Genomic DNA, 19,476 nt, shown 5'->3' with positions numbered 1-19,476 from the left:
CCAAAATCCCCTTGAAGCTCACTTCTTATTCTTGTTTGACCACCAGGGCGCACGCAAAATAATATCGCCTATACCAGTAAACGATGCTGAAGGAGATAGATAAGGCACTCCGAATGATTTCAACTTGGACAAGTGAATCAGCATGGCAAGAAAGACGACGAGAATACCATACAGTCCAAGAACACCTGCTACAAGCATCAATGGAAATCGAAGAAAACGGATCGCCATCCCTTGTGTATACGACGGGAATACAAATGACGCAATTCCTGTGAACGACACAACAATAACAAGCGGTGATGATACAAGTCCTGCCTGCACAGCCGCTTGACCGATAACCAGAGCTCCAACGATGCTTACAGCCTGGCCAACTTGCCTAGGCAATCGAATACCTGCCTCTCTCAAACCTTCGAAAGCAAGTTCCATAATTGTTGCTTCGATGATTGCAGGAAAGGGAACAGCTTCCCTCGCGGAAGCTATACTAAGCAATAAATCACTCGGCAGCATTTCTTGATGCATTGTTGTAACCGCGATATAAATGGAGGGGAAAGTAAGCGCAATTATAGACAATGAGAAACGCAGCCATCGTGTCGCTGTCATAATGATGAAATTCTGGCTATAGTCTTCTGCAGATTGAAGCATTTCAAAGGATGAAGTAGGCGCGATAAGACAAAATGGTGTGTTATCAACTAATATGACAACTTTCCCTTCCGATAACGCTGCTGTCGCCCTATCCGGACGTTCTGTTGTCATCATCTGTGGAAAAAGAGAATAACGGTTATCCAATATCAACTCTTCAATATATCCGCTTTCAAGTACAGTCTCTATTTGAATATTTTGAAGTCTTTTTCTCACTTCTTCAATGAGATTTTGCTTAACTATACCCTCTACATACATGACACTTATTTTAGTACGGGATAATGTGCCAATATGAAGCAATTCGCTTTTTAGTTTAGGAGTTAATAGCCTACGCCGTATTAGAGTTGTATTAATCTGTAAACATTCAGTAAATCCATCACGTGGTCCTCGAATCACAGGTTCTGACAGCGGTTCTTCGATAGATCTGGTTTTAAACGAACTCATACCAATCAGAATAAAACTAGGAACTCCATCGACAAGCAGAAGAACATCTCCACTTAAGATTGCTTCAGCTGTAGCATCTTCACTTATTTGTATAGTGATTTTCTCCGTAGGCAAAACTTTGTAAATCAACCATGTTAATTTATCCTTATCCCACTCAACATCTGTATCACTAAAAAATAATAGTGGCTGAAGAATTTGTGCTTCAATGCGCTGTTCATCTACCAAACCTTCTGGAAATACGATGATTCCTTTACCATTATCCTTCAACCTAAAGCTTCGAAATACAATATCGTCACAGTGATTGAAAATAGAACGAATGCGGGCTTCATTAGCAGCTAAACTAGTCAACATTCGATTCCCTTCGTTAAGCTGCTCCACCTGCATCCCTCTTTTCCAATATATATAAATTTTAATATTCCCAATAATACCAATTCAATGCAATCAGCCCAATTCCATTAAATATTTCACTAGTGGTCACCGTTAACTAGAAATTGAAACAACAGAGCCACATCATGAGGATCGTGTGCAATAATCTCTATGTCATTAATTTGAGTATCTGCAAATATTTTACTCAATGCTACGTATTGGCTTAACTTGGATTTAAGATTTAGTCGATCTCCCTCTGATGATATGAGTTCAACAACACCTTGGCATTTGTCCAATACCTCAAAAAAACCATTGATATCTTTGAGATTGTATAATTTCATAACGTAAACCTCTCCCTATACTTTAAATTTACTAATTACGTTTTGAAGGTCCGATGCCATGTCGGCAAGTGATGTTGCAGAAGCATGAATTTCTTCCATTGAAGCAAGCTGCTCTTCCGCCACACCTGATACATTTTGAGTATCAGCCGCCGACTGTTCAGCCAAATTGGCAACATTATCGATTGACCTTGTTATTTGCTCGGCTCCATTCAATAGTTGCAACACTGATACCGATACTTCATTAGTCTGAATTTCTATTGAACCAACAGCCTTATGAATTTGTGCAAAAGATTCTCCTGCTTCATAAATAATGTACATACCGTCTGATACTTCCTTGGCACTAATCTCCATAAATTGTTTAGCACTTTGAGTTTCATGCTGATTGTTTGTAACTAAGTTTGCGATTTGCTTGGCTGATATTCCCGTTTGTTCGGCTAACTTCCGTACTTCATATGCCACAACAGCAAAACCATTGCCTTGCTCTCCTGCTCTAGCAGCTTCAATCGTTGCATTAAGAGCTAGTAAATTCGTTTTTGAAGCAATTTCAGTGATCACACTAATAATTTTACCCACTTCGTTAGAGTTATCGGCCAACTTATTAACGATCTCGTATAATCTTTGAACCGAACTTTGAATGATATCCATTTGCTGTTTTGACGTTTGGATTGCTTCATTCCCAATATGGGATAATTTAGCAGACTCACTAACTGCAGTCGTCGCAAGCTGAACCCTTCTGACAATTTGGTTGATACTCTCGAACATATTGTCAATGATCAATTTGCTCTCTCCTAAATCATGCACTTGATGTTGCGCACCCATCGCAACGTTTTGTGCGTGAATGGCTACACGTTCAGATGCCGAGCTTGTTTGATCAGCACTTGCGGTAAGCTGTTGTGAAGAAGCGGCAACCAATTCAGAATTGATTCCAACTTGAAACATTAGCTCTCGCAAGCTTATCACCATTTCATTGAAAGATTTCGCTAAATCCCCAATCTCGTCTGTGCTGTCGATTGTTAGATTGTGGATTGTCAAATCGCCCTTTGCCATCTCCTTAGCCGCTGCCGTTACTTTGATGAGTGGCCTCGAAATCATCCTGGCAATAAAATAAGCGAGGCCTAAACTGGTAATGACAGTTAGCATACTGACAATAATGACAAAAAGCCTCCCCGACTTGAAGGTTTGAATCGAACGACCTGTCGCCAAATTAGAGCCTGAATCGTTGAGTTTTATTAATTGCTCCAAGTTGCTCATTGCTTGATTAAATTGCGGGAGTGACTGGGAAATTAAAAAATTAGCCGTAATAAAATCATTTCGCTTCCTTGCTTGAATGACTTCCGGGAATGACTTCAAATACTGTTCCTCGGTTTCAACCAACTGTTGATATAGCTTTCTTTCATTATCATTCGAGGTATACACGTCATGATATTTCTTTTGTATCGTTTTCAACTCGGCGATCAAATCGTTCATTTTACTTTGAGCTTGAACTATTTTCTGATCATCGGTTTCGAGAATCATTTCGAATATAGATTGTTGAATCCCGAACATATTTGATTGCATGGCAGCTAGCGTTTTCACACTAGGCATCCATTTATTTTCAATTGATACGGCTTCTTCTCCCATATCGGACATTTGCTTAACACTGAACCCAGCAACCATAACCATCAAACATAATACGATTAAAAATCCGGTCAATATTTTTGTTCCTATGGTAAGTCTCATCCTAACTCCTTTCAACTAACGTCTATAATATGAACTTTGAATATGACAATTTCCGGGCTATAGAGCCCGGTCATTGTTAGTATAAGGCCACGACAAGTAAAGGACTATGAAATATCTTCGTGGGATTTCAGGAAATTCAAAGCCTCTCTAATCGATACATCCAGTTGAGTTTCATCTTTACCGAAAGTAAGATCACGATATAACCCAATGTCCCTTCCGACTTCCCCACCTGTTGTAATAAAGGATTCAATCGTTAAAATACCGTTATAATCAATGCTTTTGAGCGCTCGATATAATTCAACCCAATTCGTTCTCCCTTCCTTATTCGGAAGACTGCGGTCACATTCGCCCACGTGCATGCAGCCCAAGCGATCACCGGCGGTTACAATGGCGCTCTTGAAATTACTTTCTTCGATATTCATATGGAACGTATCGAGAACTAGTTTGCAGTTTGGGCTGCCGACTGCGTCGATAAAAGCCCTGCCTTCAGCGGCTGTATTCATGATCGTCGTCTCGAAGCGATTCACAACCTCGAACAAATACGTAATGCCCAGATCTTCAGCTGTTTTCGCCAACTCTCTCATACTTTTGAGGCTGTTGTCAACATACGAGCTTCTATCGAGTTCTCCGGGCTCAAGCTTCCCGGCCCATGCTGCATAGGTAACTCCTCCAAAGGTGGTACCTCCCATGCTTGCGATAATTTCAAGAACATGTTTTACATATTCGATCGCTTGTCTACGGATACGTTCGTCTTTGGAGGACAGATCATGTTCTTTGGCCAGCCCCGTTGAATACGTCAATTCTACGCCATATTCATCAGCGACTTTTTTTAACTCCTGGTACTCATGCTTAGGTCTGGATAGAAGCGTAGGAACAAAAACTTCTACCACATCGAACCCGTTTTGTGCATGTCTTCTCACTGCTTTAAACAAATTGAAATTCCAATTTTTCTCACCGAATGAACTGTGAACACCGTATTTATACATGGTCTTATCCTCCTCTATTTTGGGCATGCTCTATTTAGATACTCTTCTTCTAAACGTGTCCAGCGCTACTACGCTAATAATAACCAACCCTAAAATGACCTTCTGCCAAAATGCGGATATATCCAAGAAATTCAGTCCGTTACTAAGTGTCCCCATGGTGATGACGCCTATAATCGTTCCACCGATCGCTCCGGCTCCACCAAAAAGACTCGTACCGCCAAGAACGACGGCTGAGATCGATAACAGCTCCATCCCTTCACCCATTAATGCATTCGCCGAGTTAAGTCTACCCAACATAACAATGCTTGCGATTGATGCACAAAATCCTGAGAATGCATAAACGAAAGTTTTGGTCCTATTGACATTGATCCCAGATACCCATGCCGCTTCACGATTTCCACCCAGCGCATAAACATTACGCCCGATCGTCGTATGCCTTAAAATAACCCAGCCAATGATAGCGACAAAAATAAAGACAAGAAATGAAATTGGAATCTTTGCGATGTTACCATTACCAATTACTAACAAGGCTTTCGGAAGTCCTGTAATAGGAAGTCCACCGCTTGTCAACAATGCAAAACCTTGAATTGCTGTTAATGAGCCTAAGGTAGCTATAAAATCCTGAACTTTAATTTTGGTGATAATAAGACCGATTAAGGAACCAGTAAGAATACCGCAAACGATTCCGATGATAACGGCTAAGATGGGATTAACACCGCCATTAATAATAGCTACTGCAATAATGCAACCGGTTAATGCCATTACCGAACCAACAGCCAAATCGATTCCCGCAGCAATAATAACCATCGTCTGGCCAACTGCAAGAATCCCCATAACGGAGGATTGCTTGGCAATATTTAAGAAATTACTTACCGTGAAGAATTCACGATTCGAAATAGCCATATACACAATTAATATGAGCAGTGGGATAATCGGACTGACTTTGTTGACGTATGAGAGGAATGTTTTCTTTTTCGCTACGGCCTTTTCTTTCTGAATGACAGTCATATCAATACTTTGCATGCGTTAGAGCCCTCCTGCCGCTTTATCCATAATTAATTCCTGACTGCACTCTCGTGCATCAAAGCTTGCAACCAATCGGCCTCTGTTCATAACAATAATGTTATCCGACAATCCGATTAATTCCGGCAATTCCGTTGATACAAGCAGAATTGAACCGCCTTGTTTTGTTATTTGATTCAGTAATTTATACACTTCCACTTTGGCCCCGATATCAATGCCGCGAGTGGGATCATCCATAATAAAAACCTTTGTTTGATTGCACAGCCACTTCGCTATGGCGCCCTTTTGCTGATTTCCTCCACTTAATTTTCCGATATGGCTGAAAACACTAGGCGTGCTAATTTTCAACAGCTTTTTATATGCTTCCGAGATTTCCTGCTCTTTTTTCTTATTTCTGAATCCCCATTTACCGAAACCAGCAAAACTTGATACCGTGATGTTGTCAGCAACTGACATGTGCAATAATAAACCCTCTTTACGATTTTTCGTAACCAAACCCAGATTCCGGTCAATTGCTGCCCTAGGACTCCTCGGTGAATAAGGTTCATCATGTAATACAATGCTTCCTTCCACAGGCTTTCTCAGACCAAATAAGCTTTCCACCAACTCGGTAATGCCTGAACCAACCAGACCTGCAATACCCAAGATCTCGCCTTCATGCAAAGAGAAAGAAATATCTTGGATTGCTTTTCCGTCACTCAGACCATGCACTTCCAATATTTTTTTCGAAGTACAGTGATTATATTTGGGGAATTGCTCATCGATGGAACGACCAACCATCATACTTACCAGTTTGTCTTGTGAAACACTTGTAATATCATGAATTGTATCGATTGAATGGCCATCTCTCAGTACCGTTACAGTATCACCAATTTCAAAGACCTCATCGAGCTTATGCGTTATGTAAACAAAGGAGATTCCTTGCTGTTTCAAGCGTCTAATCGCTTGAAACAGAGATTTCACCTCTTTATCCGTTAGAGCAGAAGTAGGCTCATCCAAAATAATTAATTTCGCATTCCGTGAAATCGCCCGTGCAATTTCGACCAGTTGCTGGACGCCCAAGTCATAATGTGATATTTTCTCATGTAAATCTATATCTAATCCCAGAGTACTCAGAACCTTCTCCGTGTTATGGGTGACCTTATTCCAATCAACTAGAGGAAGCATTTTACGTTTTGGCATTCGACCTAGAAAAATGTTTTCCATGACGCTCATGTCTTTGATCATATTCAATTCCTGATATACCATGCCAATCCCTAATGCGAGAGAGTCTGAAGGACTTTTAAACGCTACAGGACTACCTTCCCAGTAAATCTGACCATCGTCAGGAACATAAGATCCCGATAAAATTTTCATTAGTGTCGATTTGCCTGCGCCATTTTCACCTAATAGCATGTGAACTTCACCTTTTTTAATCTCTAAATCCACATCTGCTAATGCTATCGTTTCATAAAAGCGCTTTTTAATTTTGTTCATTTTCAAAAGTGTATTCGTCATTTAAGTCATCATCTCCACCCATCTTGTTTCAGGAACGATTGGAATACCTTTGTGCTCAAAGAGTTATTAACTGCGTTTGAGCACAAAGGAGATAAAACGATGAATCTTACAAACCTATGATTATTTCACTTTTGCTTTGCTAATAATATCCTTCCAATCAATTGGGTCAAGTACTGGATTTGGATAAAAGTCATTCGCATTGGTCTTAAACTCTGTCCGCGGTCTAATGTCGTAAATTTGCGGTACTTGCTCTCCCAGATGGAGCATTACCCCGAATTTGACACCGTACCAACCCCACTCTGGGAAACCATGCCATGTTTCACTTAGAATCTTATCCTCTCTAATTCGGTCAACACTCTCCGACGTTCCATCGTTCGTTGTGACGAATACTTTACCAGTAAGCCCAGCGTTTTCAACGGCATTGATGGCACCTAATCCCATTTCATTTGATGCAGCCCAAATACCATTAATATCTTTATACTTCTGCAAAATGTTCTCGGTGACAGATACGCCTTTTTGACGATTCCAATCCGCCGGCAATTTGGTGACAACTTGAACGTTCGGATACTTTTTCAATACATTTTCAAAGCCCTTTTGACGCTCGTTATCGTAGAAACTTCCAGGAACCCCTGAAAGAATGGCAATTTTTCCTTTAATCGAATTCGGGTCAACGTCTTTATATACGTTCTGCCACCATTTTAAATCCAATTCTTGGCGTGCTTGAACATCCACCTTTTTCCCTTTACCATCCAATACACCTGGACCCCCAAGTGCATTCAGCATCGCATATGCGGAAACTTCTGCTGCCTGCGCATTATCAAATCCTATGTAAGAATCGACATGAACCCCTTCGATCGGAGTCAGCAGGTTTACGATAATAACAGGAATTTTCGCTTCTTCCGCTTGTTTCAGCACCGGTTTCAGCGGTTCTACATCAGCTGGTGAAATTATGATTGCGCTTACTTTTCTTTGAATCATGTCTTCAATGTTATGGATTTGAGCATTCGCATCGCCATGATTATTGCTGGCCTTCGTCAGGATTTCTACATCTAAACCGGCTTTCTTTGCATCTTCAGCCGACTTCTCCATGTAAGAAGTTGCTATTTTATACACGCCAGTAATATCAGGTGGAACCCAACCAATGACGATCTTCCCAAGCTTTTTAGCCGAATCATCGTTTACTGCAGGCGCTTGAGGTTGACTCCCCTGCTGCTCTGATTTTGACGAAGGGGCCGTTTGACTGGAACAAGCAGCCATTAAACTTACAGCCAGTGTGAAAAGCAGAAACAAGTTCGATTTCCTTAGAACAACCTTTTTCATATGCAGTTCCCCCTTATTCATACGAGAATAATAAAGCGCTTACAAACCTTGTAAAATAGAAACTGACTTCATCGACAATTCAGCGTATTCCTTTATACAACCCCCTTCCTCCTGACTAAGATGACTGAATAATCTGTTTGTAGGTTTTAGACAATTTCCCCCCAAATAAAGGGTGGGCCTGAACATCAGTACAAACATTCAGGCCCAATAATTCAATAAGATTTATTATTTACCCCATCTGGGATTGTCCACTAGTTCTACCTTGCCGTCTTTGTCCACAATCAGTTTTCTATAGCCTTTCGTTTCAATCGTTCCGTAATCATGGCCTGCATCTGCTCTGAAAACGAAGAATGTGATCATAGGCTCATCACCGACATTAACGCTTCGATGCGCATAACGGCCAGGTACATATACAGCTCTTCCAGGCGTCATTTCTTCAGCTACTACATCCCCTTCAGGATTTTCCATCAGCATATAGCCTTTACCTTTCAAACAGTAGTAGACCTCGGCCGTGTCCAGAATCGTATGAAAATGCCCTTTGGTCATGTAATACTCATCACCGACTTTTCCTGGGTAGACGATACTTGTACCGAACAACAGGTGGCCGTCTTTTTCGGGCATCTCAAGTTCAAAAAATTCATACATCAGCGAATTCTCTTTAGCAATCATGGCTTCAAGAGCTTCACCATCAGCGAACATGCCTCTCATATTAGACAGATAGCGTTTTGTTGTACTTTTCTCGCCAGACATCCCGTTTAACAAATCGAAATACATAGAAAATGGCTTTACACTAACTTCTTGACTCATTTAAAACACCCCTTAATCATTTATTGGTTATTTAATCGATTCAGCAATTTTAGCGCATTTGTTCAGTACTTCGCCTTTAATCTCAATATGAAATACCTCTGCAATAACCTGAGTCCATCCATGGATAAAATAAATCCATCCGTCTTCAACATGCAGGTTCCGTTGTTCTTTTTGTTTTAATGCTTGATGCATAAAATCGAGTTCTCCCCGGTAGTTCAGCTCCCACACCAAGCCGTTTTGCGGATAGTTTCCTTGATCCGTTAGCGGTGATCCCGGACGGTCCTTACCGAGACCAGTCGCGTTGATGACTAACGAATTTGGTTTCAAATTCGCCATGACATCATCATTCTGCGATGGATCAGGACACAGATGATATTCGAAAGGCACTTTCGTATCTAACTGCGAGAGCAGTTCTCTGGCTGAATCTAGTCTTGGCCTGCTGCGATTTGTCAAGATGATTTTAGATGGTAAGTGGTCACCGTGCTCTTTTTCCGTTAAATAAGAGCTGATCGCCAGAGCACTTCCACCGCAACCGAGAATTAATACTTCACCGCCATGGTTCCAGTAATCGTTCGGAATAAATGCTTCCATAGCCAATCCACTAGAAATAGGATCTTTCGCGTAACCTTCTAACTTGCCATTTTTCTTTGAAATGGAGGAAAGCTCTTTGAACATTTGCGCATGGGGGTCCAAGTAGTCGAACAGGTCACTGGCAGCGTCGTAGAGATCAATTTTGTGAGTTGTGACTAAAGCTCCAAGGGACAATTCATCATTCTTAATAAACTCTACAACTTCTCTATAAACTTCCGGTTTAGCGTGGATATCGATGTCTATGCCTTTAATAACGGCATCCTTCAGTCCAAGCGCTTCCGCCCATAACGGGAAAAGCTTCATGATTGACGATTTTGTAGTCGTAACGCCTATAAAGTACATCGTTGGTTGAGTTGCTTTAGAAGGAAGTATCATATGAATTCTCCTAATATGATTTTTTTAAATCTCGTAAATGACTTTTGTAAAAGGATATTTTCGTTCTACTAAGTCTACAAATACAGCGGGTGCATCCCCTAGTGTGAACTTGTGGGTAACGAGTGGCTGAAGTTTTAGCGCTCCGCTTTTTACATAATCGATAGTCGCTTGCCATTCAACACCTGGAAATGGAGCACTGTAAGAATTCCAGGAACCAACCAAGGTAAGCTCGTTTCTTACGATACACTCGAAACTTTTTGGTGGTAATACAACATCTCTATGTGCGGTTCCAAGGTAAAGAACGCGTCCCTTTTTCTTGGTAATTCTTAAACATTGTTCTTGTGTTTGAACGACACCGGCAGTTTCTACAGCTACATTTACTCCTCTTCCACCGGTTAGTTCCTTGATCTTCACTGCTGCGTCAATTTCACCTGAATGAATAACAACATCGGCTCCCAATTGTTTGGCTAATTCAAGCTTGTCCGCAGCGACGTCCGAAGCTATGACCTGAGTTGCCCCCATAATCTTGGCAAACTGAATGGCGAATAGTCCGATTGTACCGCATCCAAGAACGGCTACTGTATCGCCAACGTTGACACCAACCCTGATCATGCCGTGGAGTGTAACGGCAGCCGGTTCAACCATGGCTCCTTCAATAAATGACATGCTATCCGGTAGTCGAACCAAGTTCCTCGAAGGAGCAACCGTATACTCGGCGTAACCGCCGTGAGTACGGGAACCTAGATAGTTATAGTTATCACATAACCCATAATCTCCAGACTCGCAGAACTCACATGTTCCACAAGGAAGAATAGGAGCTACGGCAACCCGATCTCCAGGCTTATAATCTTTCACAAGTGAACCTACTGCAGCTATTTCTCCACAAAATTCATGACCAGGTATCGTTGGAAAGCTGTATGTCCCCGTCTTCATAACGCGTCCAAGATCGGAGCCGCATACACCAGCAGCTCGCACTCGTACCAAGACTTGATCGTCTTTAAAGGATGGAACCGCAACCTGTTCGTAGCGAAGATCTGCCGGCGCATGCAAAACTGCCGCGTTCATAAGTTTATTCATGATGATACCTCCATAATTAGAGTTCTGATGTGATAAGTGCCTTCATGCCAGCTCCTGAAGCTGCGTAATCTAAAGCGTCAACTGTATCTTCGATCGAAAACTTCGCCGTAATGAGTGATTTCACATCAATCTTTCCTGTAGAGATCATATCCATAGCTTTGTGTACATCCAACAAACTGGAGCCTGTAGTCGCCGTAACGAGAAGCTCCTTATAGTGAATAAGGTTGGTATTCAACGTAACGAATTCTTTGCCTTTAGGAAGGCCACCGAAGAGTGACACACGTCCGTGATAGCCCGCAACTTCTAACGCAACTTTCTGCATCTCAGGGTCTGAATTTGATGTGATGACAACGTCTACGCCACGTCCATCCGTAATTTTATCTATTTCTTCTTTCAGGTCTTTTTCTTTATTATTAATGACAATATCCGCGCCATATTTCTTGATTTGCTCAAGCCTGGAATCGGAGCGTCCTGCTACGATAATGCGGCCACCCGCCATTTTGTTCATCATGACATGAAGAGCGCCGATTGGGCCTGGACCTATAATGAGTACCGTGTCGCCGGGAACCGTTCTATGAGCTTCGTAGGCGTGGACCACGCATGAAAGCGGTTCTGCAATAGCAGCTTCCTCATAACTCACATGATCTGGAATCTTAATAACGTTATTCACCGCGAAGGAAGGAACCTTTACATATTCAGCAAATCCACCGTCCATACTAATTCCGAATGCTTGATAGTTAGGACATAGCTGATTGTAGCCACGGATACACATATGGCAAGTTCCACATCCTACATTCGGCGGCAGCGCAACACGCTGACCTACGGCCATGTTCTTGATCGCTGAACCAACTTTGACGATTTCTCCAGAAGTTTCATGACCAAGCACACGTTTAATCCCCTCAGGAACTTTAAAATGTCCATGACGATAAATACGATTATCTGTCCCACAAACCGAGCAGGCTTTCACCTTTACAAGCATCTCATTATCTTGAATTTCCGGGATCGGCACATCTTCTACACGAATATCTCCAATTCCGTAATAGTACGCTGCTTTCATTTGCAAGCTCCTCTCTGACCACCAATGTTACTATTCGAATTATAAAGAATTTTATTCTACAAGGTCAATAGTAAAAACGAATTTTATTTTATTTTGGAGATAATAAAACCTGCCAAAGCTTATTTACTTACTTTGACAGAGTCATATCATAGACACTTCCCTCATTTTTCTCTGGAACTGCGAAGGACCTTATACGTCTCTTCCATGTGATTTAAAGTTTCCGTGAAATTTTTAGCTGCATACACAGCGTAGATCAAATCCAGCACCAAGATTTGTGCAGCTTTCGAAGCCGCAGCTTCCCAATAGAGTGCCGAGCCTTCGCTGGATGATTTGGCCGATGTGAAAAGCGTAATATCCGAATACTTCGTTAACGGCGAATCCTCAAAAGAAGTGATTCCTATGGTACGTGTACCTTTGGATTTAGCAAGCCGCATGGAGTCTATGACATCTTTCGAACGACCTGAATTACTAATCCCAATCATAATGTCATCCGGACTTGAAATCGCAGCGCTCATTAACAATGAGCTCTGATCTCCGAGAAACATACACTTTTTACCGGCCCGGGTGAACCTCATGACACCCGAAAGCGCAGCAGCCCTCGATGATCCCATACTGCTGAAAAGGATCGTATTGGCTTGGTCGATGGCGTCTACAGCCTTACTGAGCTCTTCAATGTTTAAACGCTGCTTCGTTTCGGTCATTGTCTGCACATTGCGGTATAAAACCTTCTCCAGTATCATTTCCATCGTGTCAGTTCGTGTAATATCTTCGTAAACGTACGAGTCAGTAGAGAGCATACTGCCGGAAGCATCACTCATCGTTAAAGCTTCGACAATTCCTATTTTCAACTCCTGATAGCTGTCCAAGCCAATTTCTTTGACAAATCGAGTGATTGTGGATTCGGCAACATTGCAAGCGGTTGCCAGTTCTTTGGTCGTAATGCTTTTACATTGGCTCGGATTTTCCAAAATATACTCAGCAATTCGACGAAGAGCGGGGTTTAAATAGGCTATCTTTGTATTAATTAACTTAAATACGTCCTGGTGTTGGGTACGATTTCCTTCTTCCAATGGCAGTGCACCTCGTATCTTGAATATTCACCGGGATTATTGTGAATCCTAACAGGCGATAAAGATATTCTAGTCAAGTAGGATCTTTTTTTCAACACCATTATGCCCAGAAGCTTGGAAAATATCAGGCACGCTTCTTTTTCTTAAGCGAATCAACGTAAACGGCGATAACAATAACTAAACCTTTTATAATCATCTGCCAGTATGACGAGACATGCAATAAATTCAATCCGTTATTCAGAACACCAATAATGAGTGCGCCAATAAATACACCGCCGATCTTACCGATGCCGCCAGAAAAGCTCGTGCCTCCCAATACGACAGCAGCAATGGCATCTAGCTCAAACCCTTCCCCTGAAGTTGGCTGTGCGGAAGACATTCTAGCAGCCAAGATCACACCGCTTAACCCGGCTAATAGACCCGAAATGGTGTAAACCAAGATTTCTATTTTCGAGATGTTAATTCCAGAGAATTTAGCTGCTTCTCGGTTGCCTCCGACGGCATATACGTGTCTTCCAAACTTCGTCTTATTCAACATAAATGACGTTACAATCAAACAGATGACCATAATAATAACAGGTACGGGAATGGGACCGATATAGCCATTTCCGATGAAAGACAGCACCTCATTGCTGAAACTCATTGGTCTACCACCAGTAAATACATACGAGAAACCGCGTGCCATGATCATCATCGACAATGTTACGATAAAGGGAGGAATCTTACCTTTTGTAATGACAAATCCGTTGATCAAACCGAGAACGCCGCCCATGAGTATACCACCAATTAGCGCTGGTACAATGGGTACCCCCATAAATAACAGTCCTATGGTAATTACCTGGGATACTGCCAACAAGGATCCTACAGACAAGTCAATTCCGGTGATCAGAATAGTAAAGGTCATCCCGAATGCGATAATGGCATTAATCGAAATCTGTCTTAAAACGTTAAGCACATTACTTGTCGTCATAAATGTCGACGTGGTAAGTCCAAAGAAAATAATCAAACCAATAAGGGCTAACAATATCCCTGAATTTGAAATGACATAGTCAACTACTGGCCATTTTTTCCAAGCATTCGCCTTTTTCGGATGGCTAAGTCCTTGCGTGTTCACGTTCATTTTTTAAACCTCCAGTTGCATGAGTAAGAATATTCTCTTGGGTAATCTCGCTTTCCATCGTCAATTCGCCACTGATTTCCCCTTGATTCATGGTTATCACACGTGTACTCATATTAATGATTTCTGGAAGCTCAGACGAAACCATAATGATACTGACTCCCGATTGTGCCAAAATGGACATAAAGGCATAGATTTCTTTCTTGGCACCGATATCAATGCCGCGGGTAGGTTCATCAAGAATTAAAATGTCCGGTTTCATCGCAAGCCATTTAGCAATGATCGCTTTTTGCTGATTTCCTCCGCTAAGATTGATTAATTGCTGCTCAGCAGAAGGAGTCCGAATTGATAGTCTTTCAATATATTTATCCACTAACGATTCTTCTTGTCGTCGATTCACTTGAAAGCGCTTAACCATTGTGTCCAGCACACCGAGACTTATATTGAAGGAAACGCTTTGAATGAGGACTGCTCCTTGTTCTTTTCGATTTTCCGGAACAAGTCCTATGCCGTATTTCATTGCATCCTTTGGTCTGCGAATCCGTATTTTTTGCTGGTTTAAATAGATCTCACCACTGTCCGCCTTGTCGATACCAAAGATGGCTCTCATCAATTCCGATCTGCCAGAACCGACCAACCCATAAAAACCAATAATTTCTCCCTTATAAAGACTAAAACTTACGTTCTTCACTCTCGTGCCGCTACTAAGATTTCGCACTTCAAGAATTTTTTCTCCACGTTCGATAACCGGTTTAGCATAAATTTCGGATAATTCCCTGCCTACCATCAATTGAACCATCTCTTGGTAACTTGTTTCCGTCATGTTTCTGGTCGCAACATATGTGCCGTCTCTGATAATCGTGACTTTGTCCGCAATTGCAAACAGTTCTTCCATACGGTGAGAGATATAAATAACAGATACACCCTTCAGTCTCAGTGCCCGTATCGTATCCAGCAGTTTGCTAACTTCCCTCTCAGTCAATGATGAAGTTGGCTCATCCATCACAATGATTCGGTTATCTTTGGACAAGGCTTTAGCAATTTCCACCATCTGCTGCTGTGCGACAGTCAAGTTGCTCACATATTCAGCAGCATCGATATCTAACTCGAATTGATCTAGAATCTGCTGTCCAAACCTAATAGTCTGTTTCATATTGACTAGCTGCAAGGCGCCCTTGGAGGGCTCCCTGCCTAGCATAATATTTTCAGCAACGGTCATATTCGGTGCAAGGCAAAGCTCTTGATGAATGACGCTAATCCCAATGCTTTCTGAAAAACTTACATCCTTAATTTCCACTTTTTGACCGTCAAAGTAGATCTCACCTTCGTCTGGAACCAATACTCCGCCAAGAATCTTGATCAGTGTAGACTTCCCGGCCCCGTTTTCTCCAAGAAGAGCATGCACTTCTCCTGCTTTGACTTCTAGGCGCACACGATCAAGCGCTTTGACTCCAGGAAAACTCTTACTGATATCTTTCATTTGTAAAAGTGGTGTATTGTTGCCCATAAGATACCTTCCTTATCGTGCGGCGTGAAAAACGTATTATTTCAAATACTGTTGATAGTTGGATTGATCTACGAATAGACTCTCAACCTTAACCCATTTTTCAAAAGATTCTTTATTCAAGATTTTATAGACAAGGTCACCTGCAACTTGACCCATTTTGACAGGGAATTGAGCTGAAGTACCGACAATTTTCTTATCTTTAATAAGTTTGATAGCATCTTGCGATCCGTCAATGGAATAAATTTTAATATCATTTCGTTTTGCCGCTTCAATAGCCGCTAACGCTCCAACTGCTGAAGGATCGTTAATTGTAAACACAGCATTGATTTCTGGATTGGACTGCAGGAAATTTTCCATAATCGGTAGTGCGGATTCTGTTGACGCTTTACCATCTTGTCTTGCAACAATTTTAATGCCCGGTGAATCTTTAATGGCAGAGCTGAAACCATCTGTTCTATCCACGACAGCTTGAACAACAGACCAGTCGATAATCGCTACGTTGGCTTTGCCTTCCGTATTTTTGACCATTGCTTCCCCAAGTACCTTGCCGGCCATAAAATTATCTGTCGTCACCATAGCAGTAACGAGATCTGTATCTTGCGGAGGCACGTCCATAATGATAACTGGGATATTCGCTTTCTTTGCTGAGAGCAGTGCAGTTTTAATCCCTTTGCTGTCAACAGGAGCAATGAAGATCGCGTCTACTTTTTGTTGAATGAAGTCTTCAACATCCGATATTTGCTTGTTAATATCAAGTTGTGCATCAACCTCAATTAATTTGTCGCCATGCTTATCAACGATTTCGGATTTCAACCCTTTGCTCCAATCGATAAAGTGCGGATTGTTCAAAGTAAAATATGAGGCCGCAAATACATGTTTTTTGCCATCTTTAGGACTCGCCGTGCCGCTGCTAGTATTGTTCGTCGCCGACTTGCTGCCGCAAGCCGTCATTGCCATCATAATTAGTACCAAACCGATAATGAGAGACATAGCTTTAACATTCTTTTTTGTTTGCATTTGAAAATAAACCCCCTTTGATTTTTTCAAACTTTTAACGTTCTTCCCAATCCTTCGATCTTTCGACAGCTTTTTTCCAACCGGTATATAATTGATTACGCTTACAATCATCGAATGTTGAATCGAATCTGCGATCTAGTTCAAACGTATCTAACAATTGGTTTTGGCTTTCCCAGAATCCGGTTGCCAAACCCGCCAAAAAAGCTGCGCCTCGGGCTGTTGACTCCACAACTTTCGGGCGAATAACCGGGACCCCAAGCATATCGGATTGAAACTGCATAACGAAGTTGTTGTTGCATACTCCGCCATCAACCTTTAGCTCCCGATTTGAGATACCAGAATCTAGCTCCATGCAAGTAATAACATCTCGAATCTGGTACGCGATCGATTCAAGCGTAGCCCTAACGATGTGATTGCGGTTCGCTCCGCGCGTTAAACCCAAAATTGCGCCGCGCGCATACTGATCCCAATAAGGAGCGGATAGCCCAACAAAGGCCGGAACGACATACACACCATTCGTATCCGAAACTTCCTGCGCGAGTTGTTCTGTTTCTGCGGAGCTGGATATCAGTTTAAGTTCATCCCGCAGCCACTGTACGGATGCACCAACGACATACAACAGACCTTCAAGCGCATATTCCACCTTGTTATTCAAGCCCCATGCCACAGTGGTTAGGAGGCCCGACTCTGAGCGGATCGGTTTTGCACCCGTATGCATGAGCAGCGAGCCGCCTGTTCCATAAGTAGCTTTCGCCATCCCCTCATGAAAACACGCTTGTCCAAAGAGTGCTGCCTGTTGATCCCCGACAGCAGCTGCAACCGGAATGCATACGCCAAACAGAGATTCGTCTGTCAGACCGTAAACTTCACTGGATGGTCTAAGTTCAGGCAATATTGCCCGCGGTACATCTAGCTCTCGTAATAATTTATCGTCCCAATCGATGTCATTGATATTAAACAGCATGGTTCGAGATGCATTGGAATAGTCAGTTACATGAACTTTGCCGCCAGTTAAATTCCAGATCAACCAAGTATCCACCGTACCAAAGAGAAGTTCACCTCTTTCAGCTCTCTCTCTTGTTCCTTCAATGTGTTCAAGGATCCATTTGATTTTCGTTCCGGAGAAATAGGAATCAATCAGCAGTCCGGTATTTTCCTTCACGTACTCGCTCAAACCTTGTTCTTTAAGAGATTGGCATACGTCGGCCGTTCGGCGGTCCTGCCACACAATTGCGTTCATGACGGGCTTTCCAGTACCTTTATCCCATAGGATGGTGGTCTCTCTCTGATTGGTTATTCCGATTCCGACAATGTCCTGAGCACTTGCATTTACTTGTTTTAGTGCCTCTTTTGCTGTTTTTAATTGCGCTTTCCAAATATCCATCGGATTATGCTCTACCCAACCCGGCTTCGGATAGATTTGTTCAAAATCTTGATAAGCGACCGAAACGATATTCCCGCTGTGATCGAACAAAATTGTCCTTGTGCTCGTTGTCCCACAATCAAATGACATCACATATTTCCCTGCCACTCCAACCTCCCACTTTCCTGTGCATAATTACTTAGGGTACGCACTACATTAAACGCTTACATATCATTAGAAATATTGCGATTAGCTCGATAAACCTCTGCATCCTACTTATGATATGCAGGACTATCGAGCCAATCGTGTTGTTTTGTTTGCTAAAAACTTCTTATACTTCCATTCCGTACCGATGTACTTTATGAGTCGGATAGAAGGAGAACGATGGAATAGTCACATCAGGTGTTCTTGTTGCTACGAAAAGCGCAGCTTCCGCTACGTTCTCTACATCGATACAGCTATTATAGATTCCCTCTTTCAGCTCTTTTTCATCCAACCAGCCATCGGTGTAAACAGGCAGTTCACCATCGTAAATGCCTGTATCGATAACTTGAGTCATCGGCGTTTTAACGTGAGAAGGATTAATAACCGTTACCCCGATATTCTTATCCTTGCCTTCGAGTAAAATATTTTTGCTTAATCCCATCATGCCATGTTTGGATGCGCGGTAAGGGCTATGACCTGGACAAGATGCAACCTTAGCTGAGGAAGATCCCATATTGATGATTCTTCCGCCGCTTGTTTGTTTTTCCATATATCGGAACGCTTCTCGGCAGCATAAGAATACGGCAGTCAAGTTCGGCCCAAGCGTTTTGTTCCACTCTTCTAGCGTCGTTTGGCTGATTGGCGGAGACAAGGAATCACGTCCAGCGCTATTCACAAGCAGATCAATCTTGCCCCATTTGTCATTCGCTTGCTTGAAGAAGTTAGCAACTTGATCTTCTTCTGTCACATCGGCTACAACCCAATCACAAATTCCGTTGCTAGCCTCAATCTCTGCCGCTACGTTTTTCAATCTTTCCACATCAATGTCTACCAGTAAAACTTTACTAGCATTAGCAGCGAAAATTTTTGCAACAGCTTCTCCGATACCGGATGCAGCTCCTGTGACGATTGCAACTTTGCCTTGTAATTGAATACCTTGAGGATACATATTGTTACTT

At 42.2% G+C, this 19,476-nt stretch carries 17 protein-coding genes; all 17 read right to left on the bottom strand.

What is annotated here, in order from left to right:
- Positions 1 to 18: 18 nt before the first annotated feature.
- The 17 genes from AC3WTJ_RS02110 to AC3WTJ_RS02030 all read right to left on the bottom strand — a co-directional run bounded on the left by AC3WTJ_RS02110 (position 19) and on the right by AC3WTJ_RS02030 (position 19,466).
- Complete coding sequence (locus AC3WTJ_RS02110; protein ID WP_492520346.1) at positions 19 to 1,458, bottom strand: spore germination protein; 1,440 nt, start codon at positions 1,456 to 1,458, stop codon at positions 19 to 21.
- An 89-nt stretch (positions 1,459 to 1,547) separates the two neighbouring features.
- Positions 1,548 to 1,787, bottom strand: coding sequence for a hypothetical protein (locus tag AC3WTJ_RS02105; RefSeq protein ID WP_492520345.1), 240 nt, complete (start codon positions 1,785 to 1,787; stop codon positions 1,548 to 1,550).
- Positions 1,788 to 1,802: 15 nt separating this feature from the next.
- Positions 1,803 to 3,506, bottom strand: coding sequence for a methyl-accepting chemotaxis protein (locus AC3WTJ_RS02100; RefSeq protein WP_492520344.1), 1,704 nt, complete (start codon positions 3,504 to 3,506; stop codon positions 1,803 to 1,805).
- 104 nt (positions 3,507 to 3,610) lie between these two features.
- Positions 3,611 to 4,492 carry a D-psicose 3-epimerase gene (locus AC3WTJ_RS02095; protein WP_492520343.1) on the bottom strand — a complete coding sequence of 294 codons (882 nt, stop codon included), beginning with the start codon at positions 4,490 to 4,492 and terminating at the stop codon, positions 3,611 to 3,613.
- Between the two features lie 30 nt (positions 4,493 to 4,522).
- Entirely contained in the window at positions 4,523 to 5,515 is a 993-nt protein-coding gene (locus AC3WTJ_RS02090) for an ABC transporter permease (protein ID WP_492520342.1), read from the bottom strand.
- A gap of 3 nt (positions 5,516 to 5,518) precedes the next feature.
- Positions 5,519 to 7,012 (bottom strand): sugar ABC transporter ATP-binding protein, encoded by a 1,494-nt coding sequence (locus AC3WTJ_RS02085; protein WP_492520341.1) that lies wholly within the window; start codon positions 7,010 to 7,012, stop codon positions 5,519 to 5,521.
- 120 nt (positions 7,013 to 7,132) lie between these two features.
- Positions 7,133 to 8,332, bottom strand: a complete 1,200-nt coding sequence (locus AC3WTJ_RS02080; protein WP_492520340.1) for a sugar ABC transporter substrate-binding protein — start codon at positions 8,330 to 8,332, stop codon at positions 7,133 to 7,135.
- A 225-nt stretch (positions 8,333 to 8,557) separates the two neighbouring features.
- Entirely contained in the window at positions 8,558 to 9,139 is a 582-nt protein-coding gene (locus tag AC3WTJ_RS02075; RefSeq protein ID WP_492520339.1) for a glucose-6-phosphate isomerase, read from the bottom strand.
- Between the two features lie 27 nt (positions 9,140 to 9,166).
- Positions 9,167 to 10,105: a shikimate dehydrogenase family protein gene (locus AC3WTJ_RS02070; protein WP_492520338.1), complete on the bottom strand. Its 939-nt coding sequence runs from the start codon at positions 10,103 to 10,105 to the stop codon at positions 9,167 to 9,169.
- A gap of 24 nt (positions 10,106 to 10,129) precedes the next feature.
- Positions 10,130 to 11,182, bottom strand: a complete 1,053-nt coding sequence (locus tag AC3WTJ_RS02065) for a galactitol-1-phosphate 5-dehydrogenase (RefSeq protein WP_492520337.1) — start codon at positions 11,180 to 11,182, stop codon at positions 10,130 to 10,132.
- Positions 11,183 to 11,198: 16 nt separating this feature from the next.
- Complete coding sequence (locus AC3WTJ_RS02060) at positions 11,199 to 12,239, bottom strand: zinc-dependent dehydrogenase (protein ID WP_492520336.1); 1,041 nt, start codon at positions 12,237 to 12,239, stop codon at positions 11,199 to 11,201.
- 161 nt (positions 12,240 to 12,400) lie between these two features.
- On the bottom strand, positions 12,401 to 13,309 hold the full coding sequence (locus tag AC3WTJ_RS02055) for a MurR/RpiR family transcriptional regulator (protein ID WP_492520335.1): 909 nt from the start codon (positions 13,307 to 13,309) through the stop codon (positions 12,401 to 12,403).
- 124 nt (positions 13,310 to 13,433) lie between these two features.
- Positions 13,434 to 14,429, bottom strand: coding sequence for an ABC transporter permease (locus tag AC3WTJ_RS02050; protein WP_492520334.1), 996 nt, complete (start codon positions 14,427 to 14,429; stop codon positions 13,434 to 13,436).
- Positions 14,404 to 15,933 carry a sugar ABC transporter ATP-binding protein gene (locus AC3WTJ_RS02045; RefSeq protein ID WP_492520333.1) on the bottom strand — a complete coding sequence of 510 codons (1,530 nt, stop codon included), beginning with the start codon at positions 15,931 to 15,933 and terminating at the stop codon, positions 14,404 to 14,406. The genes AC3WTJ_RS02050 and AC3WTJ_RS02045 overlap by 26 nt, the downstream gene beginning before the upstream one ends.
- Positions 15,934 to 15,969: 36 nt before the next feature.
- Positions 15,970 to 16,950, bottom strand: a complete 981-nt coding sequence (locus tag AC3WTJ_RS02040) for a sugar ABC transporter substrate-binding protein (protein WP_492520332.1) — start codon at positions 16,948 to 16,950, stop codon at positions 15,970 to 15,972.
- A 34-nt stretch (positions 16,951 to 16,984) separates the two neighbouring features.
- Complete coding sequence (glpK, locus tag AC3WTJ_RS02035) at positions 16,985 to 18,481, bottom strand: glycerol kinase GlpK (RefSeq protein WP_492520331.1); 1,497 nt, start codon at positions 18,479 to 18,481, stop codon at positions 16,985 to 16,987.
- 163 nt (positions 18,482 to 18,644) lie between these two features.
- The gene (locus AC3WTJ_RS02030; protein ID WP_492520330.1) at positions 18,645 to 19,466 is read right to left on the bottom strand and encodes an SDR family oxidoreductase; all 822 of its coding nucleotides are present in this window, start codon (positions 19,464 to 19,466) and stop codon (positions 18,645 to 18,647) included.
- Positions 19,467 to 19,476 lie beyond the last annotated feature (10 nt).

This window comes from Paenibacillus sp. FW101-FHT12H11 (assembly GCF_058790355.1).
The sequence above is the reverse complement of the archived record's forward strand: the minus strand, read 5'-3'. Positions and strand labels throughout refer to the sequence as shown.